The sequence below is a fragment of the Actinokineospora diospyrosa genome (assembly GCF_024171925.1).
Lineage (GTDB): Bacteria > Actinomycetota > Actinomycetes > Mycobacteriales > Pseudonocardiaceae > Actinokineospora > Actinokineospora diospyrosa.
In genome coordinates, this window is the sequence record NZ_JAMTCO010000008.1 from 422,406 (window position 1) to 447,852 (window position 25,447).

23 protein-coding genes are annotated in these 25,447 nt (G+C 70.2%); 13 read left to right on the plus strand and 10 right to left on the minus strand.

Going from position 1 to position 25,447, the window contains the following annotated elements; genetic code table 11:
* Positions 1 to 8: 8 nt before the first annotated feature.
* On the minus strand, positions 9 to 683 hold the full coding sequence (locus LV75_RS17975; protein ID WP_253888077.1) for a response regulator transcription factor: 675 nt from the start codon (positions 681 to 683) through the stop codon (positions 9 to 11).
* Between the two features lie 188 nt (positions 684 to 871).
* On the opposite strand from LV75_RS17975, the gene LV75_RS17980 reads away from it, so the two are divergent.
* Positions 872 to 2,131 (plus strand): bifunctional glycosyltransferase family 2/GtrA family protein, encoded by a 1,260-nt coding sequence (locus LV75_RS17980; protein ID WP_253888078.1) that lies wholly within the window; start codon positions 872 to 874, stop codon positions 2,129 to 2,131.
* On the plus strand, positions 2,128 to 4,254 hold the full coding sequence (locus LV75_RS34970) for an ArnT family glycosyltransferase (protein WP_301319331.1): 2,127 nt from the start codon (positions 2,128 to 2,130) through the stop codon (positions 4,252 to 4,254). The genes LV75_RS17980 and LV75_RS34970 overlap by 4 nt, the downstream gene beginning before the upstream one ends.
* Positions 4,255 to 4,311: 57 nt before the next feature.
* Here the strand turns inward: LV75_RS34970 and LV75_RS17990 are convergent, their stop codons facing one another.
* Positions 4,312 to 5,451 carry a hypothetical protein gene (locus tag LV75_RS17990; protein WP_253888079.1) on the minus strand — a complete coding sequence of 380 codons (1,140 nt, stop codon included), beginning with the start codon at positions 5,449 to 5,451 and terminating at the stop codon, positions 4,312 to 4,314.
* A 121-nt stretch (positions 5,452 to 5,572) separates the two neighbouring features.
* On the opposite strand from LV75_RS17990, the gene LV75_RS17995 reads away from it, so the two are divergent.
* Positions 5,573 to 6,016 (plus strand): nitroreductase family deazaflavin-dependent oxidoreductase, encoded by a 444-nt coding sequence (locus LV75_RS17995; protein WP_253888080.1) that lies wholly within the window; start codon positions 5,573 to 5,575, stop codon positions 6,014 to 6,016.
* Here LV75_RS17995 and LV75_RS18000 read toward each other — a convergent pair.
* A complete protein-coding gene (locus LV75_RS18000) occupies positions 6,003 to 6,434 on the minus strand; it encodes a hypothetical protein (RefSeq protein WP_253888081.1) in 432 nt (143 codons plus the stop codon). The genes LV75_RS17995 and LV75_RS18000 overlap by 14 nt on opposite strands.
* Positions 6,435 to 6,801: 367 nt before the next feature.
* Here LV75_RS18000 and LV75_RS18005 point away from each other — a divergent pair, with 367 nt between their 5' ends.
* The 7 genes from LV75_RS18005 to LV75_RS18035 all read left to right on the plus strand — a co-directional run bounded on the left by LV75_RS18005 (position 6,802) and on the right by LV75_RS18035 (position 16,218).
* Positions 6,802 to 6,972: a hypothetical protein gene (locus LV75_RS18005; protein WP_253888082.1), complete on the plus strand. Its 171-nt coding sequence runs from the start codon at positions 6,802 to 6,804 to the stop codon at positions 6,970 to 6,972.
* The gene (gene kdpF, locus LV75_RS18010) at positions 6,969 to 7,070 is read left to right on the plus strand and encodes a K(+)-transporting ATPase subunit F (protein WP_253888083.1); all 102 of its coding nucleotides are present in this window, start codon (positions 6,969 to 6,971) and stop codon (positions 7,068 to 7,070) included. The genes LV75_RS18005 and kdpF overlap by 4 nt, the downstream gene beginning before the upstream one ends.
* The gene (gene kdpA / locus LV75_RS18015; protein ID WP_253888084.1) at positions 7,070 to 8,692 is read left to right on the plus strand and encodes a potassium-transporting ATPase subunit KdpA; all 1,623 of its coding nucleotides are present in this window, start codon (positions 7,070 to 7,072) and stop codon (positions 8,690 to 8,692) included. Before kdpF ends, kdpA begins: the two co-directional genes overlap by 1 nt.
* Positions 8,689 to 10,728, plus strand: coding sequence for a potassium-transporting ATPase subunit KdpB (gene kdpB, locus LV75_RS18020; protein ID WP_253888085.1), 2,040 nt, complete (start codon positions 8,689 to 8,691; stop codon positions 10,726 to 10,728). The genes kdpA and kdpB overlap by 4 nt, the downstream gene beginning before the upstream one ends.
* 1 nt (position 10,729) lies before the next feature.
* Complete coding sequence (locus LV75_RS18025) at positions 10,730 to 11,272, plus strand: potassium-transporting ATPase subunit C (protein ID WP_253888086.1); 543 nt, start codon at positions 10,730 to 10,732, stop codon at positions 11,270 to 11,272.
* A gap of 125 nt (positions 11,273 to 11,397) precedes the next feature.
* Positions 11,398 to 13,863 (plus strand): DUF4118 domain-containing protein, encoded by a 2,466-nt coding sequence (locus LV75_RS18030; RefSeq protein ID WP_372504194.1) that lies wholly within the window; start codon positions 11,398 to 11,400, stop codon positions 13,861 to 13,863.
* Between the two features lie 435 nt (positions 13,864 to 14,298).
* Positions 14,299 to 16,218, plus strand: coding sequence for a potassium transporter Kup (locus tag LV75_RS18035; protein WP_253888088.1), 1,920 nt, complete (start codon positions 14,299 to 14,301; stop codon positions 16,216 to 16,218).
* Between the two features lie 38 nt (positions 16,219 to 16,256).
* On the opposite strand, the gene LV75_RS18040 is transcribed toward LV75_RS18035, so the two are convergent.
* Genes LV75_RS18040 through LV75_RS18055 form a run of 4 tightly spaced genes read right to left on the minus strand, consistent with a single transcriptional unit; the run spans position 16,257 to position 19,133 of the window.
* Entirely contained in the window at positions 16,257 to 17,579 is a 1,323-nt protein-coding gene (locus LV75_RS18040) for an amidase (protein ID WP_253888089.1), read from the minus strand.
* The gene (locus LV75_RS18045) at positions 17,566 to 17,754 is read right to left on the minus strand and encodes a hypothetical protein (RefSeq protein ID WP_253888090.1); all 189 of its coding nucleotides are present in this window, start codon (positions 17,752 to 17,754) and stop codon (positions 17,566 to 17,568) included. Before LV75_RS18045 ends, LV75_RS18040 begins: the two co-directional genes overlap by 14 nt.
* A 27-nt stretch (positions 17,755 to 17,781) precedes the next feature.
* A complete protein-coding gene (locus tag LV75_RS18050; protein ID WP_253888091.1) occupies positions 17,782 to 18,195 on the minus strand; it encodes an SRPBCC family protein in 414 nt (137 codons plus the stop codon).
* Positions 18,196 to 18,254: 59 nt separating this feature from the next.
* Positions 18,255 to 19,133: a helix-turn-helix domain-containing protein gene (locus tag LV75_RS18055; protein WP_253888146.1), complete on the minus strand. Its 879-nt coding sequence runs from the start codon at positions 19,131 to 19,133 to the stop codon at positions 18,255 to 18,257.
* A gap of 214 nt (positions 19,134 to 19,347) precedes the next feature.
* Here LV75_RS18055 and LV75_RS18060 point away from each other — a divergent pair, with 214 nt between their 5' ends.
* From LV75_RS18060 to ligA, 3 genes are all read left to right on the plus strand, one after another.
* On the plus strand, positions 19,348 to 19,695 hold the full coding sequence (locus LV75_RS18060) for a PRC-barrel domain-containing protein (RefSeq protein WP_253888092.1): 348 nt from the start codon (positions 19,348 to 19,350) through the stop codon (positions 19,693 to 19,695).
* Between the two features lie 84 nt (positions 19,696 to 19,779).
* Positions 19,780 to 20,334, plus strand: coding sequence for a hypothetical protein (locus LV75_RS18065; RefSeq protein ID WP_253888093.1), 555 nt, complete (start codon positions 19,780 to 19,782; stop codon positions 20,332 to 20,334).
* 38 nt (positions 20,335 to 20,372) lie between these two features.
* Positions 20,373 to 22,367 carry an NAD-dependent DNA ligase LigA gene (gene ligA / locus LV75_RS18070; protein ID WP_253888094.1) on the plus strand — a complete coding sequence of 665 codons (1,995 nt, stop codon included), beginning with the start codon at positions 20,373 to 20,375 and terminating at the stop codon, positions 22,365 to 22,367.
* A 58-nt stretch (positions 22,368 to 22,425) separates the two neighbouring features.
* On the opposite strand, the gene LV75_RS18075 is transcribed toward ligA, so the two are convergent.
* Genes LV75_RS18075 through LV75_RS18085 form a run of 3 tightly spaced genes read right to left on the minus strand, consistent with a single transcriptional unit; the run spans position 22,426 to position 25,432 of the window.
* Positions 22,426 to 23,358, minus strand: a complete 933-nt coding sequence (locus LV75_RS18075; RefSeq protein WP_253888095.1) for a TauD/TfdA family dioxygenase — start codon at positions 23,356 to 23,358, stop codon at positions 22,426 to 22,428.
* A 57-nt stretch (positions 23,359 to 23,415) separates the two neighbouring features.
* Complete coding sequence (locus LV75_RS18080) at positions 23,416 to 23,619, minus strand: MbtH family protein (protein WP_253888096.1); 204 nt, start codon at positions 23,617 to 23,619, stop codon at positions 23,416 to 23,418.
* A 34-nt stretch (positions 23,620 to 23,653) separates the two neighbouring features.
* Positions 23,654 to 25,432: a non-ribosomal peptide synthetase gene (locus LV75_RS18085; RefSeq protein ID WP_253888097.1), complete on the minus strand. Its 1,779-nt coding sequence runs from the start codon at positions 25,430 to 25,432 to the stop codon at positions 23,654 to 23,656.
* Positions 25,433 to 25,447 lie beyond the last annotated feature (15 nt).

The window sequence follows — 25,447 nt, forward strand, 5'->3', positions numbered from 1 at the left end:
CCCGCTGTTCACGGCGACCCGCGCAGCACGAAACCCACACCGCGCACGGTGTGCAGCAGGCGCGGGAGGTCGCCCGCCTCGGTTTTCCGCCGCAGGTAACCGATGTAGACGTCGAGGTTGTTGGTGCCGTGGTCGTGCCCCCACACGGTGTGCTTGAGGTGTTGCTTGGTCAGCACCCGTTCCGGCGCGGCGAGGAAAGCGGCCAACAGGTCGAACTCGGTGGGGGTCAAGACGATCTGGTGCCCGGCGCGGACGACCTCGCGGGTGTGCGGGTCCAGCACCAGATCGGCGTACCGCAGGGGCGCGGGCACCGGCACGCGCTGCCGGTTCCGCTTGAGCAGGGCGCGGACGCGGGCCAGCAACTCCTCCAGCGCGAAGGGCTTGACCAGGTAGTCGTCGGCGCCCGCGTCCAGGCCGGTCACCCGGTCGCCGAGCGCGTCGCGCGCGGTGAGCATCAACACCGGTAGCCGCACCCCGGCGGCGCGCAGTCTGCGGCAGGTTTGCAGGCCGTCCAGCCGCGGCATCATCAGGTCCAGCACCGCGAGGTCGGGTCGGGCGGTGTCGATCAACCGCAGCGCTTCGACGCCGTCGGCGGCGGTGACGACCTGGTAGCCCTCGAACTCCAGACCGCGGCGCAGGCTGTCGCGCACATCGGGGTCGTCGTCCACCACGAGCAGCCGCACGCCCGCCACCCCTCGTCTGTCAGCAGAACCCCGTCGGGGGGCGAGGTTACCGCCGTCACCACCGCTGTGAACGCCTCTCACGAATCTCTCAGCCGACGCCAAGGCTGTTCTCACGACTCGATCACCACGCTGAGTGCCGACACGGTGACAACCCGCCGCCGCGCGCGGTATGCCGGAAGGGAGAACGCATGTCGGTCGGCACACCACCCGGGACGACCTCCGCCGCCGACCACCGGACCACGGGGGTGAGGGCCACGGCGACGGTCGACATCATGATCCCCGTCCACAACGAGGAACGCGCCTTACCCGGGTGCGTCGAGGTGCTGCACCGGTTCCTGGCCGAGCAGTTCCCCTTCGACTGGTCCATCGTCGTGGTCGACAACGCCAGCACCGACAACACTTTCGCGCTCGCGCAGGACCTGGCTGGGCGGTACGACCGGGTTCGAGTGGTGCACCTCGACCGCAAGGGTCGGGGCCACGCCCTGCGCGAGGCGTGGGGCGCCAGCACGGCGGCGGTGGTCACGTACATGGACGTCGACCTGTCCACCGGCCTCGACGGGCTGCTACCGCTGGTGGCGCCGTTGGTGAACGGACATTCCGACGTCGCCATCGGGTCCCGCCTGGCACCGGGCTCACGCACCGTGCGCGGACCCAAGCGCGAGTTCGTGTCGCGCAGCTACAACGCGCTGATCAGGCTCTGGCACGGCGCCCGGTTCACCGACGCGCAGTGCGGGTTCAAGGCCGCGCGGGCGGAGGTCGTCCGGCCATTGCTCGAACACGTCCGCGACGATGCTTGGTTCTTCGACACCGAGCTGCTGCTCTTGGCCGAACACAACGGTTTGCGCGTGCACGAGGTACCGGTGGACTGGGTCGAGGACGTGGACAGCCGCGTTGACGTCCTCGCCACCGCCCGCGACGACTTCAAGGGGTTGGTGCGCGTCGCCCGCGCCAAGGCCAACGGCACAGCGCGCGTCGCTGGGCTGCCACAACGGCCCCAGCCGCAGGCCGTGCACCCGGACGCCGTGCTCAGCCGCAGCGCGGGCGGGCTCTCCTGGCAGGTCTTGTCGTTCGCGGTGATCGGCGCGGTGTCGACGCTGGCGAACTTGGCCCTGTACGGGCTGTTCCGGCTGTGGTGGCCGGTGCTGGTCGCCAACCTCGTCGCGCTGGTGATCACCACGCTGTTCAACACCGAGGCCAATCGGCGGTTCACCTTCGCCGCCCGCGAAACGAGTCGGGGCAAGACCCACCTGCAGGGTTTCGTGGTGTTCGGCCTGTACTACGCCTTCACCTCGGCGGCGCTGCTGGTGCTGCCGCTCGTCGTCGCCCACCCGTCCCGCGTGCTGGAGTTGGCTGTGTTGCTTGCTTCTTCGGCGCTGGGCACGGTGGGGCGCTTCCTCTTGTTGCGGAGCTGGGTGTTCCGCGGGAACGACCGAAAGGATCAGGCATGACCGCCGCTATCACGGAAGCGGACTCCCCCACTGTGCCTGCCGAACGCAGGCAGCGATGGCCCGCGCTAGCGCTCGCGGCGATCTGTGTGGCGGCCGGAGCGTTGTACGCGTGGCGGATCGGGGCCGGGCAGATCGGCAACGCCTACTACACCGCGGCCGCGAAGTCGATGACGGCGAGTTTCAGCAACTTCCTGTTCGGCTCGTTCGACCCGGTGGGCGTGGTGACCGTCGACAAGCCGCCGATGGCGTTGTGGCCACAGGCTTTGGCGGTCGCGGTGTTCGGCGCGCACGGCTGGGTGGTGTTGCTGCCACAGGTCGTCGAGGGCGTTGCCGCGGTGTTCCTGCTGCACCGGACCGTGCGGCTGTGGGCGGGTGAGAGGGCGGCCCTGCTCGCCGCGGGGATCTTCGCGCTCACCCCGATCACCGTGGCGATCAACCGCGACAACAACCCCGACACCCTGCTGGTGTTGCTGCTGGTTGCGGCCGCGTACGCCTTCACCCGGTGCGTCCGGGCGGAGTCGAGCGGGGCGCGCACGCGGTGGTTGCTGTGGTGCGCCTTCTTCATCGGCTGCGGGTTCCTCACCAAGATGCTCCAAGCGTGGATCATCGTGCCGGGTGTCGCGCTGGCGTACCTGGTCGGCACGACCGCGCCGGTGCGGCGTCGGGTGCTGGACCTGCTCGCGGCGGGCGGCGTGCTGATCGCGTCCTCGTTCTGGTGGGTGGCGCTGCACGCGTGGTGGCCGGGCTCGAAGCCGTACATCGGCGGCAGTACCGATGGCAGCGCGTGGGATCTGATCATCGGCTACAACGGCCTGAGCCGGGTGTTCGGCGGTGAGGGCCCTGGACCGGGCGGTGGTGGTTTCCAGCCGCCGAGCGGTGTCGAGGTGCCTGGCGGTGGTATGCCCGGTGGTGGGTTCGCGGCCGGGTTCGGTGGGCCGTCTGGCATCACGCGCATGTTCGACGACGCGGTCGGTGGCCAGATCTCGTGGCTGTTGCCGTTGTCGCTGCTGGTTCTGGTGGTCGTCGCGGTGGCTGGTGCGGTCAGGCTGCGGGACGAGGTCCCCGGTGACCCTGCCGAGCGTGCCGGGTGGTTCCTTTGGGGTAGTTGGCTTCTGGTCACCGCGCTGGTGTTCAGCCTCGCGCAAGGGATCTTCCACCCGTACTACACGACGATGCTCGCGCCCGCAGTCGCCGCGATCAGCGCGGTGGGGCTTATGCGGTTCTGGCGTGCTGGGTGGGTGCTGTTGCCGCTGGCTGTTGCGGTCACGGCCGCGTGGACGTTCATCGTGGTGTCGCGCACCCCGTCCTGGCACGGGTGGACGCGGTGGGTGGTGGTGGCTCTCGCGGTGGCAGCTATCGGTGGTCTGGTGGCGGCCAAGCTCGGAGCCGCGGCTTGGGGTCGCCCGGCTTTGGCGATCGGCTTGGTGGCGGTGCTGTTGACGCCCGCGGTGTGGTCGACCGCTGCCGCGGCCGAAGCCAGCGGCAACGGCGTGATCCCCGCCGCGGGTCCACCCGATGCCGGTTTCGGCGGCTTCCCCGGCGCAGGCAGGGGTCCCGGCGCGGGTGGCCTCCCCGGCGGCGCTCAGCCACCTGGATTCCCCGGCTCGGGCCAGTTCCCGGGCGGCGGTCTGCCACCGGGGAACGCCCCGATGCCCGGTGGTCGTGGGGGTCCCAGTGGTCCCGGGGGCGGCGGGATGCCCGGTTTCGGCCGTGCCGACCTCAGCGCCGACCAGCGCCGGGTCCTGGACTACGCCAAGCGCACCGGTCCCGACGCCGAGATCACCCTGGCGGTCAACGGGGGCGCCATGGCCGCGTCGGCGTTCATCATCGGCTCCGACGAGACCGTGATCGGCATGGGCGGCTTCAGCGGCATGGACAACGCCCCGAACACACACCAGCTCGACCAGTGGACCAAGTCAGGCCGATTGCGGTTCGTCCTCAGCGGCTCCGGCAACCAGCGCGGCGGATTCCCGGGCGGTGGTGCCGCCCAGCAGCGGCAGCGGTGGATCGAGCAGAACTGCACGAAGGTCGACCCCGCCACCTATGGCGGCTCAACCGAGTCCGCACCGGCGCAACCAGGTCCGATGGGCCAAGCACAAACCCTCTACGACTGCCGGTCGTGAAGCCCCGGGGGTGAGTCGGGCACCGCTCGGCTCACCCCCGCTCGACTCCCTCGTGTGTCAGCGCCAGAGAACGGCGCGCGGGACGCCGGAGGTGACGGCCGCGTTGCCGAGGATGTGGCCGGAGTTGGTGATGGTGGTAGCGCGGCTGTCCGAGGTGCCCGGGAGGTTGGGCAGGGTGGTGGGGCCGGTGCCGCTGTCCCACACCAGGGCGAACGAGGCGCTGCCCTCGCCGCCGTAGCCGACGGTGGTGCCGGTGCGGTTGTGGTCGAGGGCGATGCTGTACAGGGTGCCGGGAAGGACGCCGAGGTCGGTCATCCGGCCCTGCTGGTCCCACTTGGCGGCGTGCCGGGTGATCAGGTCCGCGGCGTCCGCCCGGCCGACGACGGTCCCGTTGTCGGCGATGGAGCCCGCCCACCCGCTGGGGCCGCCGAGGGTGGGCAGCTCGGTCACGGCGCCGTCGCGGGTCCAGCGGGCCGGGCGGCCGTTCGACTGTCCTGTTGCGACACCGTAGCGGTTGACGTCGGTGATGGTGTCGTTGCTCCCGCCCAGGCTGGTCAGCACGGTCGCGCGGCCCGCGGTGCTCCAGACGACAGCTCGGGTGCCTGTGTCCGCCGAGTAGGCGCCGCCGTAGACGATGCCGGTGTCGTTGACGCCGACGACCCAGTGCCTTGTGCTCCCCGGCACGGCGTCGAGCGCGGTGGCGCGGTTGTCGCGGTCCCAGCGGACGGCCAGTCGCAGGTTCGGGTCGGCGGTGCCGGAGTTGCCGCCGATGGTGCCGTCAGCGCCGATGGCCGTCGCGTCGCTGTCAGTGCCGCCGGGGAGCGTGCCGAGATCGGTGGCACCGCGCCGATCCCACCGCGTCGCGTGCCACTGCCCGGCCGCCGTTTCCGAGCGCCCCACGACAACTCCGCGCGGCCCGATCGCGGTCGCCGACGCCCTGGCCCCGCCTATCGTGCCGAGGTCGACAGCCCGCCCGTCGCGGTCCCACCGCACCGCGCGATGCGCGTCCAGCGACCCCGTCTCGCTGGAGTACCCGACGGCGTTGCCCTGCTCGTCTACGTCGTTGGCGAAGCTCGCCCAATCCCCCGCGACCGGCGGCAACTCGACCACCTGCCAGGTCCGCTGAGCTGCGGCCGCCGCCCCGGGCACCAGCAGCCCGACGAGCAGGAAGGGCATGATCATGATCCGCGTGCGCATCCGTACTTCCCCCTGGTAGCCGTGTGCGAGCCACCAGGGTGTCGCAGGGGTGAGCGGCGGCACCAGGGTCCAGAGGTCACCTCGTTCGGTTCCCGCCGCACGGGATTGGGAGGATGGCTCCATGGCCACGGCTGACGACCTCGAGACCGCGATCGACTCGCAATGGGACTGGGTCGCGGAACACACCCGCAAGTACATCGACTCCGGCGGTACCGACGGCCACGAGAGCAACGGTGTGCACACCCTCGTGCTGGCCACGACCGGACGCCGGACCGGGGTGGCTCGTCGCAATTGTCTGATCTACGGCATGTCCGGCGACGACTACATCGTCGTCGCCTCCAAGGGCGGCGCCGACAACGACCCGGCCTGGCTGCTGAACCTGCGGTCCGACCCCAGCGTCGGGGTCCAGGTCGGCACCCGCCGCTTCACCGCCCACGCCCGCGTCGCGACCCCGGCCGAACGCGCGACCCTCTGGCCCCGGATGGCGGCCATCTTCCCGCTCTACGAGGAGTACGCGCAGAAGACCACCCGCGAGATCCCCCTCGTCCTGCTCACGCCCCAGTAGGTCCGCCCTGGAAGTCCGCGGGCAGCGGCACTCCGAGGGCGGCGAGGAAACGCGCGGCTTGGTCCTCCACGAAGGTCTCACCCTCGTGGGAGCCGTCGTCCGCCGCGAGCAACCCGGCTATCTCGTCCGCCTTGCCCGCCGTGTCGCCCGCCCCACCGGTGGCCGCCCACCAGGCAGCGAGCCCCGCCGCCTCACGCCGCACGTCCGTCGGCTCGGAGGCTTCGTCCTCACCGAAGTACGCGCGGGGGGTGTGGCCGAGGTAGGCGACCCCCGCCCCCGGCCCGTTCGGGAAGTACCGCACCGAAGCAAGATCACTGTCAAACACATCCAGCGTCAACCACACATCGGGTTGCACGCTGTCGTCCCACTCCTCCCGCGCGTGCCACCGGGAGCCGTCGTAGACGTACCGCCCGAACATGCCCACGACCTACCCCCGACCTGTCGCTGACCTGCGACAACAGGCTAACCGCCCGGCATTCACCGCGCACCTGCGACCGGTCTGGGTCCGTCGCGGAGGTGGGTGACGACCACGAACCCCATTGGCCGCCGCACGACGTCACCGATGTGGATCGCATCGTTGAAGCCACCTGTTAGGACCTCACGATCGGGCCTACGTGTGCCCTTCCCAGCGGTGACCAGCTGTCCCGAGGGGCCTTGGGGTATCACGTTCCGTAGTCAGGACTACCTACCCCGGTGGTCACCGCCGAGGGGTCGGGTGAGAGGTGGGTCGCAGGGGTATCAGGATGGCGTAAAGGACCCGGTCAGGGGCGTCAAGGAGTCGTCAAGTGTCGCTGAACCGGGCGTTTTGCCGTGCACTCTTCCGGCGTCGCGGCCCGTCTGGTGGGTCGCTTGAGGGTGGAAGGGAGCGCGCCATGGCAGATCTTGCCTACGCGTTGCTGCTGATCGGTGTGTTCCTGTTGTTGGCGCTGGCGGTGCGCGGTCTGGAGAGGTTGTGAGTGGCACGGGTGTGGTGGCGAACGTCGTGGGTGGCGTGCTCGCGCTGGTGTTGATCGGCTACCTGTTCGTCGCTCTCGTCAGGCCGGAGAAGTTCTGATGTCCGAGACTGTGGCAGGCCTGTTGCAGGTCGGCCTCCTGATCGTCGCCTTGGCCGTGGTGTATCGGCCGTTCGGTGACTACATGGCCCGCGTTTACACCAGCACCAAGCATTCACGGGTCGAGCGCGCCATCTACCGCACGGCACGCGTCGATCCCGGCTCTGAGCAGCGGTGGGGCACCTACGCGCAAGCCGTGATCGCGTTCTCGTTCGTCGGCGTGGTCGTGCTGTATGTCCTGCAACGGATCCAGTCGGTCCTGCCGTTCGATTTCGGGCGTGGCAACGTGTCGCCGGGGATGGCGTTCAACACCGCGATCAGCTTCGTGACCAACACGAACTGGCAGTCTTACGTCCCCGAGTCCGTCATGGGCCACACCACGCAGATGGTCGGGCTCACGGTCCAGAACTTCTTGTCCGCGGCAGTGGGCATGGCCGTGGCTGTCGCGCTGTTGCGGGGGTTTCTGCGCAGCCAGACCGACCGGCTGGGCAACTTCTGGGTGGACCTCACGCGCGGCACCATCCGGATCCTGTTGCCAGTGGCGGGACTCTTCGCCATCGTGCTGGTCGCCACGGGCGTCGTCATGAGCCTGAAGTCGGGTGTCACTGTGGACGGTCAGACGGTCGCCACGGCGCCGGTCGCGTCGCAGGAGGCGATCAAGGAGTTGGGCACCAACGGCGGTGGCGTCCTGAACGCGAACTCGGCGCACCCGTTCGAGAATCCCAACGGCTGGTCGAACCTGATCGAGATCTTCCTGATCCTGCTCATCCCGGTCTGCCTGACCCGCACGTTCGGCACGATGGTCGGCAACCGCAAGCAGGGCTACGTCCTCCTCGGCGTCATGGGTGTGCTGTGGACGGCGATGCTCGCGGTGATCTGGACGGCCGAGGCGAACGGCCTACGCCCCTTGGAGGGTAAGGAAACCCGGTTCGGCATCCCCTCAAGCGCGCTGTTCGCCAACACCACCACGGCCACCTCCACCGGCGCGGTGAACGCCATGCACGACAGCTTCACCGGCCTGGGTGGCGGCGGCACGTTGCTGAACATGCTGTTCGGCGAGATGACGCCGGGCGGTGTCGGCACCGGCCTCTACAGCATCCTGGTGATGGCGATCATCGCCATGTTCCTCGCCGGGCTCATGGTCGGACGCACCCCGGAGTACCTGGGCAAGAAGCTCGGTCGCCGTGAGGTCGCCGCGGCCGCTGTCTCGATCCTCGCGATGCCCACGGTGATGCTGGTCGGCGCGGGCATCGCGGCGATCCTTCCCGCCACGCAAGGCGCGCTGAACAACCCGGGCTCGCACGGACTCTCGGAGATCCTGTACGCCTACGCCTCGGCCTCGAACAACAACGGCAGCGCGTTCGCGGGCATCACGGTCACCAATGACTGGTTCCAGGCCTCGCTGGGTGTCTGCATGGCGCTGGGCCGGTTCATCCCCATCATCGCGGTGCTGTGCCTGGCCGGGTCTCTCGCCAAGCAGAAGAGGGTTCCCGTGACGGCGGGCACGCTGCCGACCACAGGCCCCCTGTTCGCGACCCTGCTGACCGGGGCGATCGTCCTGGTCGCCGCGTTGACCTTCATCCCCGCCTTAGCCCTCGGTCCCATCGCGGAGGCCCTGCTGTGACCACCACCATCAACCCTCCACAGCGGACTCCTGAAAAGACCCAGGTCTCCGCTGGCATCTTCAGCCCACGACAGCTAGTGGACTCGTTTCCGGACGCGTTGCGCAAGTTCCACCCCCGTCACCAGTTGCGCAACCCGGTCATGTTCGTCGTGTGGGTCGGGTCGATCCTGGTCACGGTGTTCGCCATCGGCGACCCGAGCACCTTCACGATCGCGGTGGCGGTGTGGCTGTGGGCGACCGTCTTGTTCGCCAACCTGGCCGAGGCCGTTGCCGAAGGACGCGGGAAGGCGCAGGCCGACTCGCTGCGCAAGACCAAAAAGGACGCTGTCGCGCGCCTCACGACCGGTGAGACGGTGCCCGGGACCGAGCTGAAGATCGGCGACTTGGTCGTGGTCGAGGCGGGCGAGGTGATCCCCGGCGACGGTGACGTGGTCGAGGGCATCGCCACCGTCGACGAGTCCGCGATCACCGGTGAGTCGGCTCCGGTGATCCGCGAGTCCGGTGGCGACCGGTCGGCGGTGACCGGCGGCACCACCGTGTTGTCGGACCGGATCGTCGTGCAGATCACCACCAAGCCGGGCGAGTCCTTCGTGGACCGGATGATCGCGTTGGTGGAGGGAGCCGAGCGTCAGAAGACGCCGAACGAGATCGCGTTGACGATCCTGCTGTCCACGCTGACGATCATCTTCCTGCTCGCGGTCGTGGCGTTGCAGCCGTTCGCGATCTTCTCCGGCGGTGAGCAGTCGGTGATCGTGCTGACCGCGCTGCTGGTGTGCTTGATCCCGACCACCATCGGCGCCTTGCTCTCGGCGATCGGCATCGCGGGCATGGACCGGCTGGTGCAACGCAACGTCCTTGCCACCTCGGGCAAGGCGGTGGAAGCCGCGGGCGACATCGACACCCTGCTGCTGGACAAGACAGGCACCATCACCTGGGGCAACCGTCGGGCCACCGAGTTCATCCCGGTCGGCGGAGCGTCCTTGGACGCCCTGGTCGACGCGGCCCGGCTGTCCAGCCTCGCCGATGGCACGCCGGAGGGCCGCAGCATCGTCGAGCTGTGCGTGACCGAGTACGGCCGCTCCGCCGAGCCCACCGACCAGGAGAAGGCTGGCGAGTTCGTCCCGTTCACCGCGCAGACCAGGATGAGCGGCATCGACCTCGGCGACCGCCGCGTCCGCAAGGGCGCCGCGAGCGGGTTCGTCCTCACCGACGAGACCCGCCGGGTGGTCGACGAGATCAGCGCCCAGGGCGGGACCCCGCTGGTGGTCTCGGACAACTCCGCCGGGGGCACCAGCACCGTGCTTGGCGTCATCCGGCTGTCTGACGTGGTCAAGCCCGGTATGCGGGACCGCTTCGCCGAACTGCGGGCGATGGGCATCCGCACGGTCATGGTCACCGGCGACAACCCACTGACGGCCAAGGCGATCGCGGACGAGGCCGGGGTGGACGACTACCTCGCCGAGGCGAAGCCCGAGGACAAGATGGCCCTCATCCGCAAGGAGCAGGAAGGCGGCAGGCTGGTCGCGATGACCGGCGACGGCACCAACGACGCCCCCGCCCTGGCCCAAGCCGATGTCGGCGTCGCGATGAACACCGGCACCTCGGCCGCGAAAGAGGCCGGGAACATGGTCGACCTGGACTCCGACCCGACCAAGCTGATCGAGATCGTGGAGATCGGCAAGCAACTGCTGATCACCCGGGGCGCGCTCACCACCTTCAGCGTCGCCAACGACCTGGCCAAGTACTTCGCGATCCTCCCGGCGATGTTCGCCGCGATCTACCCGCAGCTCGGTGGCCTGAACGTCATGGGGTTGCACTCCCCCAACTCGGCGATCCTGTCCGCGGTGGTCTTCAACGCGCTGATCATCGTGGTGCTCATCCCGCTGGCGCTGCGCGGTGTCCGCTACAAGCCCTCCAGCGCGTCGGCGCTGCTGCGGCGCAACCTGCTCATCTACGGCCTCGGCGGCATCGTCACCCCCTTCGCCGGGATCTGGCTCATCGACCTGCTCGTCCGACTCATCCCCGGGATCGGCTGACATGACCACCTTCGGCAAGCAAGCCCTCGCCGGACTCCGCGTCCTACTCGTCCTCACCCTCATCACCGGCGTCCTCTACCCGGCCGCCGTATGGGCCGTCTCCCGACTCCCCGGACTGCAGGCCAACGCCGAGGCCACCAACACCACCCTGGTCGCGGTCACCCGCGAAGGCGACGGCTGGTTCTTCCCCCGACCGTCGGCGGCGACCCTCCCGGCGTCCGGGGGCTCCAACAAGGGCGAGCTGAACGAGGACTACAACGCGGTAGTCGCCGAACGCCGCGCGGAGGTCGCCCAGCGGGAAGGGGTGGCGGAGGACCTCGTGCCCCAAGACGCGGTCACCGCATCGGCCTCGGGACTGGACCCGCACATCAGCGACGCCTACGCGCGACTCCAGGTGCCCAGGGTGGCGCGGGCGAACGGCCTGTCCGAGGACGCGGTCCGCGCGTTGATCATCGAGTGCACCGACGGCCGCGGCCTGGGCATCCTCGGTGAGCCGGGGGTGAACGTCACCGCGCTCAACCGCGCGCTCGAGTCGGCGAGGTGACAGCCTGGGCGGGTCGCCACCCGGCGACCCGCCCGCTCCGGGAGGTGGACACGGTGGACGAGCGCAAACGCGGCGAACTGCGGATCTACCTCGGCGCGGCGCCCGGGGTCGGCAAGACCTTCGCGATGCTGGGCGAGGCGCACCGCCGCCGCGAACGCGGCACCGACGTGGTGGTCGGCCTGGTCGAAACCCACAGCAGGGAGAAGACCGAGCAGCTGGTCGCCGGGCTGGAGGTGCTCCCCCGCGCCCAGGTCCACCACCGCGGTCGTGAGTTCACCGAGATGGACGTCGACGCGCTGCTCGCCCGCGCCCCCGAGGTCGCCGTGGTCGACGAGCTCGCGCACACCAACGTCCCCGGCTCCCGCAACGCCAAGCGCTGGGAGGACGTCGAGGAGCTGCTGGCCGCCGGGATCGACGTGCTGTCCACGGTGAACGTGCAGCACCTGGAGTCGCTCAACGACGTCGTCGCCCGCATCACCGGCGTCGAGCAGCACGAGACCGTCCCCGACGAGGTGGTGCGCCGCGCGGAGCAGGTCGAGCTGGTGGACCTCACCCCGGAGGCGCTGCGGCGGCGGCTCGCGCACGGCAACGTCTACGCGGCCCACAAGATCGACGCCGCGCTGGGCAACTACTTCCGGGTCGGGAACCTGACCGCGCTGCGCGAGCTGGCGCTGCTGTGGGTGGCCGACCAGGTGGACGTCGCGTTGCAGCGCTACCGGGCCGAGCAGCGCATCACCGACACCTGGGAGGCCCGCGAGCGGGTCGTCGTGGCCATCACCGGCGGGCCTGAGAGCGAGACGCTCATCCGGCGGGCCCGGCGGATCGCCGTGCGGGCGGGGGCCGAACTGCTGGTCGTGCACGTCATGCGAGGCGACGGTCTCACCGGTCCGCCCGCAGAGTCGGTGGCGAGGTCGCGCAAGACCACCGAGGACGTCGGCGCGACCTTCCACAGCGTGGTCGGTGACGACGTGCCGAGCGCGCTGCTCGAGTTCGCCCGCGGCGTCAACGCCACCCAGCTCGTCCTCGGCACCTCCCGGCGCTCCCGGTTGGCGCGCGCGGTCGACGAGGGCATCGGGTCGGCCGTCGTGCGCGAGTCCGGGTCGATCGACGTGCACATGGTCACCCACGACGAGGCCCGCCGGGCCCGCCGCTGGCGGGTCGGCAGCAACGCGCTGGCGCGGTCCCGTCGACTGCTGGGCTGGGCGTTGGCGGCGGTCCTGCCCTTCGTGGTCACCGCCATCGGGCTGCTGACCCGCGGCGAGGTGGCGTTCTCCACCGACCTCATCGGGTTCTTCCTCGCCACGGTCATCGTCGCCCTCGTCGGAGGCCTCGGCCCGGCGGTCGGGGCGGCGCTGCTCGGGGCGGGGTTGCTGAACTTCTACTTCACCGAGCCCTACTACAGCCTCGCGGTCAACACCCCGGAGAACCTGGTCACCCTGATCGCGATGCTGATCGTGGCCGTCCTGGTCGCGCTGGTCGTCGACCGGGCGGCACGGCTGGCCGAGCAGGGCGCCCGGACGCGGACCGAGGCTGAACTGCTGGCCTCTTACGCCCGCACGGTGCTCACCAGCGCGCACCCGCTGGACCGGCTGCTGGAGAAGGTCCGGGAGAACTTCGGCCTGGAGTCCGTGGCCCTCCTCGAACGCCGCGACGGCGAGTGGCACCGGGTCGCGTGCGTGGGGCCCCGGCCGTGCGCGGAACCGGACGAGGCCGACGTTCAGGTACCGGTCACCGCTGACGTGCAGCTGGCCATGCGCGGCCGTGCCCTGCCCGCCAGTGACCAGCGCGCGCTGGAGGCCGCCGCCGGGCAGGCGTTGGTCGCGCTGCGGCAACAGCGGCTGGCTCTTGAGACCGCGCAGGCGCGGGCGCGGGCCGAGACCACGGAGCTGAGGACCGCGCTGCTCTCGGCCGTCGGGCACGACCTGCGCACACCGTTGACCTCGATCAAGGCGGCCGTCGGCAGCTTGCGCACGCCGGACCTCGCGTTGTCCGAAGAGGACACCGGGGAACTGCTGGAGACCATCGAGATCTCCGCCGACCGGCTCACCGGCCTGATCGACAACCTGCTCGACTCGTCCCGCCTGGCCACCGGCGCGGTCGCGCCCCGGCTGCGCCCGGTCACCTACGACGAGGCCGTCGCGCGGGCCCTGTCCGGCATCGACGAGCGCGCCCTGCTGGCCGTGGACGTCCCCGAACACCTGCCCCCGGTCACCGCCGACATCGGCCTGCTGGAGCGCGTCGTGGCCAACGTCATCGACAACGCCCTGCGCCACGGCCGCCGCTCCCCCCGCCTCCCGGTCGCCACCGAACCCGAGATCGCCGTCCGTGCCAGCACCTACCGCAACCGCGTCGAACTCCGCATCGTCGACCACGGCCGCGGCCTGCCGAAGAACGCCGCCAGCACGGTCTTCGCCCCCTTCCAACGCCTCAGCGACCGCGACAACGCCCCAGGCATCGGCCTGGGCCTCAGCGTCGCCAAGGGCTTCACCGAAGCCATGGGCGGCACAATCACCGCCGAAGACACCCCCGGCGGCGGCCTCACCATCGTCATCTCCCTCCCGGTGGCCTCTTTGAACGACCCGGCCCAGTGACACCCCCTGACGCCTAACCCTGGATCGCCCCACGTCACTGGACACTTGGAGTCGCTTGTGCCAAGTGCTCGATGGGGTGGACCTGCTTTGTGCGGGGGGACGGCACCATCGCGCTTCTCGCGGCAGGGCCAGACTTTTCGGCCCCTGCTGTGCGGACCTGCCACGGGTGTCGTAGGGGCCCCGCACAACAGGTCCACCCCATCGAGCTTGTCGCATGGCCGCGGATCAGAGGCAATGCCGAAGGCGAACCGTTCACCGGAGGCGGAGGCGGAGGCCCGAATTCCTTGCCCCCAGGATCGCCGATCTCGGCGCGGCGCAGCAAGTTCGAGTCTGTCCGAAATGTCCTGTCGACACCCGCGACACAGTTCCCGGAGTTCTCGGCGTAAGGCGGGTAGCGTCCTGGGCGACTCGGGTGAGCGGCTACCAGGAGGGTCCGTGCGGGCAGCGGAGGGGTCTAGCGGGCGCGATGCCGTGCGGTTGGCGGTGGTGGTGGGGGCTTTGGGGGTGGTGTTCGGGGATATCGGGACCAGTCCGATCTACACCATGCAGACGGTGTTCAACCCGAGTGACCCGCACCCCGTTCCGGTGAACGTCGAGAACGTCTACGGGGTGGTGTCGCTCGTCTTCTGGTCAGTCATGATCATTGTGACCGCCACCTACGTGCTGCTCGCGATGCGGGCCGACAACGACGGTGAGGGCGGCATCATGGCGCTGATCACGCTGCTGCGCCGGTGGAGCGCGCAGCGCGGGAAACGGGCGGCCGCGGTCCTGGCAGGCGTGGGGATCTTCGGCGCGTCGCTGTTCTTCGGCGACAGCATGATCACGCCCGCGATCTCGGTGCTGTCGGCCGTGGAGGGGCTCAAGGTCGTCGACGAGTCCTTCGACTCCCTCGTCGTGCCGATCACGGCGGTGATCATCGTGTTGCTGTTCCTGGTGCAGAAGCGGGGCACCGCCGCGGTCGGCCGGGTGTTCGGGCCGGTGATGATCGCCTGGTTCACCGTCGTCGGCGTGTTCGGGGTGATCGGGATCGCCGGTCACCCGGAGATCCTCAAGGCGCTGTCGCCGACGTACGCCGTCGGTTTCCTCGCCGGGCACTTCGGGATCGCCTTCTTCGCACTGGCCGCGATCGTGCTGGCGGTCACCGGCGCCGAGGCGCTCTACGCCGACATGGGCCACTTCGGCCGCCGGGCGATCACCCGCGGTTGGTTGGCGCTGGTGCTGCCCGCCTGCACCCTCAGCTACCTCGGGCAGGGCGCGTTGATCCTGGACGACCCGGCCAACATCAGCAGCCCGTTCTTCCTGCTCGTCCCCGGCTGGGGGCGGCTGCCGATGGTCCTGCTGGCCACCGCCGCGACCGTGATCGCCTCGCAGGCCGTGATCACGGGCGCGTTCTCGGTGGCCGCGCAGGCCTCCCAGCTCGGCTACCTGCCGCGGCTGCGGATCACCCACACGTCGGAGACCGAGCGCGGCCAGATCTACGTGCCGTGGGTCAACTGGCTGCTGATGGTCTCCGTGCTCACCCTGGTCTTCGCCTTCCGCACCTCCGCGGCGCTGGCGTTCGCCTTCGGCATGGCGGTGACCGGCACGATCACCACCACGACCCTGCTGTTCTTCTACGTCGCCCGGGCCAAGTGGGGCACGCCGAGGTGGGTGCTGGGCACCGGGGCGACCGTGCTGCTGGTGGTGGACGGGCTGTTCCTCGCGGCCAACCTGACCAAGCTCGTGCACGGCGCGTGGCTGCCGCTGCTGATCGGGCTGACCATGTTCACCGTGATGACCACCTGGCAGAAGGGTCGGCAGATCGTCACCGCCGAGCGCGCGCGGCGCGAGGGGTCACTGCGCGAGTTCATCGACGACCTGCGCGAGGGCAGGAAACCGACCCGGCAGGTCGCGGGCACGGCCGTGTTCCTCAACCGGGGCAAGGAGACCACGCCGCTGGCCATGCGCGCGAACGTGGACCACAACCACGTCCGGCACGAGCACGTGGTGATCATGTCGATCGAAACCGACCCGGTGCCGCGGGTGCCCGCCGACCAGCGCATCGTGGTCGACGACCTCGGCTACGGCGACGACGGGATCACCCACGTCACCGCCCGGTTCGGCTACATGGAGACCCCGGACGTGCCCGCCGCGCTGGCCCGCCTGGACCCGACGACCACGGAGAGCAGGCCGGACACCGAGTCGGCGTCCTACTTCCTGTCGAAGATCGAACTGCAGCTCGACGAGGCGCCGACCATGGCCCGCTGGCGCAAACGGCTGTTCATCGCCACCTCCCACATCGCCCCCGACGCGGCGGAGACCTTCGCCCTGCCCCGCGACAACACCGTCGTCATGGGCTCCCACATCCAGGTGTAGGCACCCAACGCTCAGCTTGTGGGCGGGCTCACATCACCCTAAGTGGACAGTTCGTAGGCGTGTCCGGCGCTCAGCACAACCGCTTCGGCGAACGGTCGGCCGATGAGTTGCATGCCGATCGGCAGTCCGGCGCTGTCCTGACCCACTGGCACCGACAGGGCGGGGAGTCCGGTGATGTTGGCTGGAGACGAGAGGCGGACGTAAGTCACCGACACGGTTTCGGTGACGCCGTCGGGCCAGGGCACTTCCTGTTGGTCGACGGGAATCGCCGTCACCGGGGTGGTCGGGGCGGCGATGATGTCGACGGTTTCCAATACGCGGAGCCATTCCTGCCGCATGAGGGTTTGGGCGCGCAGGGCGCGAATGTAGTCCGTCGCCGGAATCAGTTGCCCTGCCTCAAGAAGCAGTCTGATCTCCGGTGTGTAGAGCTCAGGCGTGCTGCGCAATGTCTGTTCGTGGTACGCGGTGGCCTCTGGCCCCATGACGGCCCAGTTGATCGGCAGGACGTAGCGGGTCATCGGGATCTCGACGTCGACCAAGCGGGCGCCGAGTGACTCCAGGCGCGTGATCGCGGCGTGCACAGCCGCTGAGACATCCGGGTGGACGCGGTCGAAGTAGTGGTTACGGGGTATGCCGATGCGCAGACCGGTGATGTCGGAGGACAGGGCGGGTTCGTCGCGGCCGGTGAGGGCGGGCAGCACGAGGGCAACGTCCGCCACCGTGCGGGTGATCGGGCCGACGTGGTCCAGCGACCACGACAGAGGCACAACGCCGTCTCGGGGCACGAGGTCGTAGGTCGGTTTGAGTCCGACGACGCCGTTGAGCGCTGCGGGGACGCGGATGGAGCCGCCGGTGTCGGTGCCCAGGGCGAAGACCGCTGTGCCCGAGGCGACCGCAACAGCAGAACCGCCGCTGGAGCCGCCCGCGATGCGGCTGGGGTCGACCGCGTTGGTGGTTTGGGGCGTGATGAAGCCGTAGGCGAACTCGTGCGTGTGGGTCTTGCCGATGAGGGCCGTGCCTGCCGCGTCCAGGCGCTTCGCAACCGTGCTGTCGGTGGTGGCGACGTGATCAGCGCGCACGCGAGAGCTCGCTGTGGTGGGCAAACCTGCGACGTCGATGAGGTCCTTGATGGCATACGGGATTCCGTGCAGCGGCCCGCGGTAGGTCCCGGCGGCAATCTCGTCAGCGGCCCGGATCGCTGCCGCCCTTGCACGATCGGCGGTGACCGTCGCGTAGGCGCCAAGGCGGGGCTCGACCTCCGCGACCCGAGACAGCACCGAGTCGACCAGCTCGACCGGGGACAGCTCGCGGTCGCGGATGGCTTTGGCGGCAGCCGTGAGGGTCAGGTCAGACGGTCGCATCCGCGCCTCCCGGTCGGTACGGCTCGGTGTCGCCGAGGTCCAGCTCACGCAGAACGGCGGCGAGGTCGTTCATGCGTGAGGCCATGGCGGCGACCTCGGCGTGGCGTTCGGCGGGCAGGGGCAAGCCCGCGAAGGCGGACCACCGCGCCGCCTCCGCCGGGGTGAGATCAGGCACGGATCCTCCTGGGGCCAACGGTTCCCGTCAGCTGATCTTACTGAGCCGGGCCGCGTGTTCGGCCAGTCCAATGGCCATCGTCAGCATGAACCGCCGGAGGTAGGGCGGGAGGAACCAGCGCATCCACCAGCGCGTTCCGTACGTGCCGTGCCACCGGATCCTGGTCCCGCCACCGGGGAGCCCGACCAGATCGACGGCGGCCCGGTAGTCGGTCAGGTGCGGGTTCACGATGCCCTCGTACGCGAACCGCCGCTCGGGGTCGAGGGTGGTGACCCGCTCCTCGGTGACGACCTTGCCGGTGCGGAAGGTGCGCAAGGAACCCTCCGCCCGGGCCTCGTCAACGCGCGACCAAGTCGGCCAGGTCGTGGTGTCCAACAGCAGTGCCCAGACGGTCGCGGGTGGCGCGCTGGACTCGGCAGTGACGTCGTAGGAGTGCCTCATGGTTGGCACGTTAAGGCTGCGGTGGTGCGAACCCCATGCGCGCGATTGCGGTGCCCCGGTCAGGAATTGCGGTATGTCGAGGGGCGTGCGCCGGTGTGTCGCACGAAGGCTGTCGACAGAGCACCAGGACTGGCGAACCCGCACCGCGGTGCGATCTGGGCCAGCGCGAGATCGGTGTCGCGCAGGAGTCCTTTCGCCTCCTCGATCCGCAGCCGGGTCAGGAACCGGTGCGGGGTCTCCCCCGTCGCGGCCCGGAACACGCGGACCAGGTGGAACACCGACAGGTGCACGTGGTCGGCGAGGTCCGCGAGGGTGATCGGATCGGCCAACCGCTCGCGCATGAGCGCGACGACCGCCCGCACACGGGTGTCGTCCCGTGCTGGTTCCGTTCTCTGTGGCCCGTGCCGGGTGAGCAGGTGGGTAGCCAAGAACGCGGCCGCCGACTCGGCGTAGAGGTCGCTCACGACGCTTGAAGAACCGAGCGTGCGGACAGCTTCCACCAGCAGCGGATCACGCTCGGCAGACGCCGCCACGGCTTCGTAGTCCACCGTGCCACCCAACTGCGTCGCGACCGTGTCGAGAGTGTCGCTCGGGATATGCACCTGGATGCTGCGCATCGCCCTGTCGCCGCGGTAACCGCGAACGGTGGCGTGACCCGGGAGATTCACCTGAACCCGACCAGGCACCCACGAATGCCGCACAGCCCGCCCGCCGGACCGCGTCTCCATCTCGGCCCGCCCGGAAACCGGAACCACCAGGTGCAGATCCGCCGTCCCGGGCAACACCATCCCCTCGACCACCGGAACGTGCTCGAACCGCTGCACTAACAACGACCGCCACCCGGCCTCCTCCCAACTGCAGAACGTCCGCCGCACATACCGATCCATGTCGAACCCGACGAACGGCTGGAGGTCGAACCGAGTGGAGTCGAACACCATGATCCCGAGGCTACGTCCGGTCCACCCGGTCGCGTATTCGGTGTATTCAGCGCCGGGCATGAGCCGGAAGCACACCACGCGCGGACGCGGCTTGAGAGACTTCAGCTGGATCGCGTCCCGGGCGCTGGATGTCGTCGGTCCGGTTCGGCGCTGGGTATCCGTCGGCCGTTCGGGGTCACAGCGTGATCGGGCGCTGGTTGGGTACTCCACGGGCATGTTTCCTGTGGAGAACCTGCGCGACTGGACCGGCCTCGACGTGATCGACGCGGAGTCGAAGAAGATCGGGACGCTCGAGGCGGTGTACGTGGACACGCTCACCGACGAGCCGTTGTTCGTCACTGTGCAGTTCGGGCTGGTCACGCGGCACCTGGCGTTCGTGCCGGTGGACGGGGCGACGGTGACGCCCAAGGCGGTGCGGGTGCGGTACCCGAAGGAGCAGGTGCGCGACGCGCCCCAGATCCCGACCGATGGGGAGCTCGCGGCGGCGGATGAGCCCAAGGTGTTCGCGCACTACCACCTCGACTACGGCACGCGACCCGAGCGCAGGCTCGCCCGGCGGTGATGTCAGGGCGGTGATGTCAGGGCGGTGATGTCAGGGCGGTGATGTCAGGGCGGCAATGTCAGGGCGGGGATCTACCATCGCGCCGTGGCGGAGAAGCTGAGATCGCGACGGGCCGCCACGGCGGTGGTCATGATCGGGTTGGTGTTGTTGTTCGGGTACTTGACCGTCCGGGAGACCTCGATCGAGGCGGCTCGGGGCTGCCCGGACACCTGTCTGACCCGGGAGACGGCGACTGTCGTCGACACCGAGTACTACCCGGGTGGCGAGCACGGCGGCAGCGGGTCCACCATCACGATCGAGCTCGCCTCGGGTGACCGCCACGAAGTCTCGGGCACCGGTGGCGTGGGCTCGCGGGTCGAGGTGGACACGTGGGACGGCGTGCTCGTCCGGGTCGGGGACGCGTGGGTCGACCAGGGGTGGGCGACCCCGGTGGGGCGGTTCTTCGCGGTGCCGCCGTTGTTCGCGGTGCTGGTGTTCGCGTTGTTCTCACTCGCGGGGCGACCGGTGCTGGGCGTCGGTGCGGCCGCGCTGGGGGGTGTCTTGGCCGTTGTGGCCATCGTGACCCGGGTGCTGCCGTGGTGGCCGCCGGTGGCGCTGGGGGTCGTGGCGTTGTTGCTGTTCAAGCCGAGGCGGGCGTGAGCTGCTGACTGTCAGTGGTCACAGGTAGCGTCCGTGTCGTGAACGTTGAGGAGCGCATCCGGGAGCTCGCGGACCAGGTCGTGGTCCTGCGGGACGCCTACTACCGGGGGTCACCGCTGGTGGCCGACGCCGAGTACGACCTGGTCGAGGACGAACTGCGGAAGTTGATCGCGGACAACCCCGGGCTGGCGCCGGACCCGAACCCGTTGGACCAGGTGGGGGCGCCCGCGGTGCTGCACGCGCCGGTGCGGCACTCGCGGCCGATGCTGTCGCTGGAGAAGGCGACGACGGCGGAGCAGGTGGCGGCGTTCTTCGGGCGGTTCCCGGGGCAGTCGGTGGTGGTGATGCCGAAGCTGGACGGGTTGTCGCTGGCGCTGGTGTACGAGGACGGGTGGTTGGCGCGGGCGGTCACCCGCGGTGACGGGACGACCGGGGACGACGTCACCCCGCTAGTGCGGGCGTTGGCCGACGGGGTGCCGGACCGGGTCGACGCGCCGGGGCGGGTGGAGGTGCGGGGTGAGGCGGTGATGCTGCGCTCGACCTTCACCGCGTACAACCAGGCGCACCCCGACAAGCCGCTGATCAACCCGCGCAACGCGGCGGCGGGCACCCTGCGGGCCAAGGACCCGGCGACCGTCGCGGGCCGGGAGCTGTTCTTCTTCGCCTTCGACCTCGACACCTCCGCCCCCGACAGCGCCGACGCCGACCTCGAGCAGGGCCTGCGCACCCTCGGGTTCAGCGTGGCCGACATGCGGCACTGCCAGGACGCGGAGGCCGCCAGCGAGGTGATCGCCGGGATCGAGCAGCGGCGCGACAAGCTCGACTACGACCTCGACGGGGCGGTGCTGCGGCTGGCCGACCGCGTCGCCTACGCGGCGGCCGGGACCAGGTCGAGCTCCCCGCGCGGGGCGCTGGCGTACAAGTTCGCCGCCGAGGAGCGCACCACGGTGCTCTCCGACGTGGTCTGGGACGTGGGCAAGACCGGCAAGATCGCCCCGGTCGCCCACCTGGAGCCGGTGTTCGTCGGCGGCACCACCGTCACCCGCGCCACCCTGGCCAACCAGGAGGTCATCAAGGCGCGCGGCATCAAGATCGGCGACACCGTCCTGGTCCGCCGGGCCGGTGACGTGATCCCGTTCGTCGCGGGAGTGCTCGACGAGGCCGCCCGCACCGGCGCCGAACGCGACATCGTGCCGCCGTCGGTGTGCCCGTCGTGCGGGCAGGGGTTGACCGAACAGGGCAACAGCCGGGAGCTGTTCTGCACCAACGTCGCCTGCCCCGCGCAGACCGTGCGCAGGCTGATCCACTGGGCCTCGCGGGCCGCGGCCGACATCGACGCGATCGGTCAGGTGTGGATCGAACGGCTGGCCGAGGCGGGCCTGCTGGAGAACCCGTCGGACTTCTACACCCTCACCAGGGAGCAACTGCTGGAGTTCGACCGGGTCGGTGAGGTCTCCGCCACCCGCATGATCGACTCCATCGCCACCAGCCGCGGGGTCGGCCTGCGCCGGGCCCTCATCGGCCTGGCGATCCCGATGGCGTCGGAGGGCACCGCCACCCGCCTGTGCCGCGCGGGCTTCGGCTCCCTCGAGGACGTCGCCGACGCGGGCGAGGAACGCCTGGTCGCGGTGGAGGACATCGGTCCCAAGGTCGCCGCGTCGCTGATCGAGCACCTGGGCAGGCTCCGCCCCGAACTGGACCGCCTGCGCGAGCGCGGCGTCTCCCTGGACGTGCGCGACGAGGACCTCCCCCCGGTGATCGCCTCCGATGCGCCGCTGGCGGGCAAGACCGTGGTGATCACCGGTTCGCTCAACGACCCCCGCTCCGGCGAGAAGGTCCCCCGGCCCACCTTCCAGCGCCTCTGCGAGAAGGCGGGCGCGACCACCGCGACCTCCGTTTCGGCCAGCACCGACCTCCTCATCACCGGGGCCGATGTCGGCGCGAGCAAACTCACCAAGGCCGAGAAGCACGAGGTTGAGGTCGTGGACCAGGGCGAGATCTGGCAGCTGCTCATCGCGGCCAAGATCGTGTGACGAGCCCCTGACGCGCCCGGCGGGTTTCCTCGCCGGGCGCGTCAGGGGTGGCGTGCGATCACGCGGAGGGTTCCGCCATGGCGACCGCGATCTTGCGTGGGCCGGTGAACGGTTCTCTGCCGTGCGCGGCGGCCATGTTGTCGACGACCAGCAGGTCGTCGCGCTGGTAGTCGAACCGGGTGGACGCGGCGCGGTAGCACTGTCGTAGGTGGTCGACGACGTCGTCGGGGATGACGCTGCCGTCGCCGTAGTAGGAGTTGTTGGGGAAGCCATCTGGGCCGTAGATGTCGGCGATGACCTCTCGGAGTTCGGCGGAGAGGCTGCTCTCGTGGAAGATGACGATGTGGTTGAACCACACCGGTAGCCCGGTCACCGGGTGCTTGTGCACGGCGTCGCGCACCGCGCGGGTGCGCAGCCCATCAGGCCCCACCCACTCCGGGGTGATGCCGCCCGCGGCGCACTGGCGCTCGACCTCGGCACGGTCCTCGGTACCGAACGCGGTCCACCACCGCAGACCGACATCCTCACCGTAGTTGCGCACCACCATCCACCGACGCCGCTCGAACTCCGCCCGCACATCCGGATCAATACGCTCATAGACCTCACGAATAGACGCCAACGGCGTGGCACCCTCGGTCAACGGCGGCTCGACGCAGTGGAAGAACAGCGTCAGAGGCCACTTCGACTGGTAGGACATCTCGGTGTGCAGGGGAATCTCGGCCTGGGCGGGATACGACGTCGACGTGTAAACGTTGCCCTTGATCACACTGCGCGGCGACGACTGCTCGGTGTAGGAGAGTGGTTCGCCCGCTAGCGCCCGTACTGCGGCGGCCAGCCCGTCGGCACCGCCGATGTCGAAGCCGCGCAGCAGCAGCGCACCGTGCTCGACGAGCTTGGCCCGCAGGGCCGCGCGGTCGCGGGTGATCCGCTCGACGACGGGACCGTCGCCCTGGATGGTGTGCGCCAGGGTCCTCGTGTGGGCCAAAGTCATCTCAAGTCTCCTCTGTGGGCGGTCGGGGCGCGGGCGGTGTCGCCGCCCGCGCGCGGGTCAGCGGGTCGAGGCCATCCGGTCGCGGAGGCTGCGCGGGCGCATGTCGGTCCACACCAGGTCGATGTGGGCGAGGCAGTCCTCCTGGGTGCCGGTGGTGCCGTCGGCGCGCCACCCCGCGGGCAGGTCGCGGTCCACGGGCCACAGGGAGTACTGCTCCTCGTCGTTGAGGACGACCTGGAAGGTGCCGGTGCTGTCGAACATCGTGGTGCCTCTCGGTTCGGTGCGGGGTCGCTGCTCAGTGGACGTCGGCCAGGTCGGCCATCAGGAGGTGCTCGATGCGGGCCGCCAGGTCCCGCACCGTGGGGTACTCGAAGATCAACTTGATCGGCAGGTCCAGCTCGTAGGCCTGGCGCAGCCTGCTCAAGACCCGGACCGCGACCAGCGAGTGGCCGCCCGCGTCGAGGAAGTCGCGCTCGACGCTGACCCGGTCCAGGCCCAGGACGGCGCACCAGATCGCCGCGACGGTCTCCTCGGTGGTGGTGCTCGGCTCGACGTGCGGGCCCGCGTCCGGCTCGGGTTCGGGTGCGAGCGCGGCGAGGGCCTTGCGGTCGACCTTGCCGCTGGCCAGCAGCGGGAGCGCGGCCACGAAGGTGATGGAGCTGGGGATCGCGTAGCTGGTCAGCTGCTCGGCCAGGAATTCGCGCAGCTCGGAGCCACTCACCCCGGGCACGGAGCCGACGACGTAGGCGGAGAGCTGTTTGCCGCCTGCGAGCGCCGGGACCGCCACGACGGCGGCGGCGAGCACGGCGGGGTGGGTCAGCAGCGCGGCCTCCACCTCCCCCAGCTCCACGCGGACACCGCGGATCTTCACCTGGTTGTCCACCCGGCCGAGGAACACGATCGACCCGTCGGCCCGGCGCAGGGCGCGGTCGCCGGTGCGGTAGACCCGAGCGCCGCCGGGGGCCGGGACGAACGCGAGCGCGGTGCGCCGGGGGTCACCGAGGTAGCCGCGGGCGAGGCCGTCGCCGCCGATGCACAGCTCGCCGACCGCACCGGTGGGCGTCTCGCCCAGCAGCGGGTCGCACACCCGCACCTGGCACCAGTCCATGGCGGTCCCGATCGGCACGCTCTCGTCGGCGGAGAGGCCGTCCTCGACGCGCACGAGGTGGTGGGTCGAGTCGATCGACGCCTCGGTCACGCCCCAGGTGTTGTCCAGGCTCACCGCGTCGCCGAAGCGGGCGGTGAACCGCCGCGCGGTGATCGGCCGCAGGGCCTCGCCGCTGCTCAGCGCCGAGCGCAACGCGCTCAGCCCGGCCAGGTCGGCGTCGGTGAGCGCGTCGAGGAACAGGTCCAGCACGCTCGGCACGAATTGCAGGTGCACGGCCCGGTAGCGGATGGCGGCGTCGATGATGGCCCGCGGGTCGCGGTGCGCGCCCGGCTCCAGGACCGCGACCCGGCCACCGTGCGCGAGCGGCCAGAACAGCTCCACCGCCGCGTCGTCGAAGGTGAGCGTGGTCTTGTGCAGGACGGTCTCGCCGACCGCCAGGTGGTGCCGGTCCTGCATCCACCGCATCCGGTTGATCCAGCCGACGTGCGGGCAGCCGACGCCCTTCGGCCTGCCGGTCGACCCGGAGGTGCAGTAGACCGCGGCCAGGTTGTCGCCGGACGTGCGCGCGGTCACCGGCTCCGCGGACCCGGTGGCGGAGACGAGCACCGCCCGCTGCCCCAGGGCGACCAAGCGGTCCACAGAGGACTTCTGGGTGATGGTGATCGTCGCGCCCGCGATGTCGAGGGTGTCGAGCACCCGCTGGTCCGGCGAGTCCGGCTCGACGGGAACGTAGGCGCCGCCCGCCTTGAGCACGGCCAGGACGGCCACGACCAGGTCGGCCGAGCGGTCCATCACGACGCCCACCCGGGTCTCGGGCCCCACGCCGAGCCCGACGAGGCGGGCCGCGGTGGCGTTGGCCCGCTCGTCGAGCTCGCGGTAAGTCAACTCCCGCTCGGCGTCGACGACGGCCCGCGCGTGCGGGGTGCGCGCCGCCTGCTCGGCGATGAGCCGGTCCAACGTGGTCATGCGGAACTCCTTCGC

Coding starts and splice junctions, on each gene's coding strand:
- LV75_RS18050 (WP_253888091.1), bottom strand. CDS start 18,195: ATGAGGCACTCCTACGACGTCACTGCCGAGTCCAGCGCGCCACCCGCG.
- LV75_RS18040 (WP_253888089.1), bottom strand. CDS start 17,579: ATGCGACCGTCTGACCTGACCCTCACGGCTGCCGCCAAAGCCATCCGC.
- LV75_RS17990 (WP_253888079.1), bottom strand. CDS start 5,451: ATGCGCACGCGGATCATGATCATGCCCTTCCTGCTCGTCGGGCTGCTG.
- LV75_RS18055 (WP_253888146.1), bottom strand. CDS start 19,133: ATGGTGTTCGACTCCACTCGGTTCGACCTCCAGCCGTTCGTCGGGTTC.
- LV75_RS18000 (WP_253888081.1), bottom strand. CDS start 6,434: ATGTTCGGGCGGTACGTCTACGACGGCTCCCGGTGGCACGCGCGGGAG.
- LV75_RS34970 (WP_301319331.1), top strand. CDS start 2,128: ATGACCGCCGCTATCACGGAAGCGGACTCCCCCACTGTGCCTGCCGAA.
- LV75_RS17995 (WP_253888080.1), top strand. CDS start 5,573: ATGGCCACGGCTGACGACCTCGAGACCGCGATCGACTCGCAATGGGAC.
- LV75_RS18080 (WP_253888096.1), bottom strand. CDS start 23,619: ATGTTCGACAGCACCGGCACCTTCCAGGTCGTCCTCAACGACGAGGAG.
- kdpA (WP_253888084.1), top strand. CDS start 7,070: ATGTCCGAGACTGTGGCAGGCCTGTTGCAGGTCGGCCTCCTGATCGTC.
- LV75_RS18060 (WP_253888092.1), top strand. CDS start 19,348: ATGTTTCCTGTGGAGAACCTGCGCGACTGGACCGGCCTCGACGTGATC.
- LV75_RS18085 (WP_253888097.1), bottom strand. CDS start 25,432: ATGACCACGTTGGACCGGCTCATCGCCGAGCAGGCGGCGCGCACCCCG.
- LV75_RS18030 (WP_372504194.1), top strand. CDS start 11,398: ATGCTGGGCGAGGCGCACCGCCGCCGCGAACGCGGCACCGACGTGGTG.
- LV75_RS18025 (WP_253888086.1), top strand. CDS start 10,730: ATGACCACCTTCGGCAAGCAAGCCCTCGCCGGACTCCGCGTCCTACTC.
- LV75_RS17980 (WP_253888078.1), top strand. CDS start 872: ATGTCGGTCGGCACACCACCCGGGACGACCTCCGCCGCCGACCACCGG.
- LV75_RS18075 (WP_253888095.1), bottom strand. CDS start 23,358: ATGACTTTGGCCCACACGAGGACCCTGGCGCACACCATCCAGGGCGAC.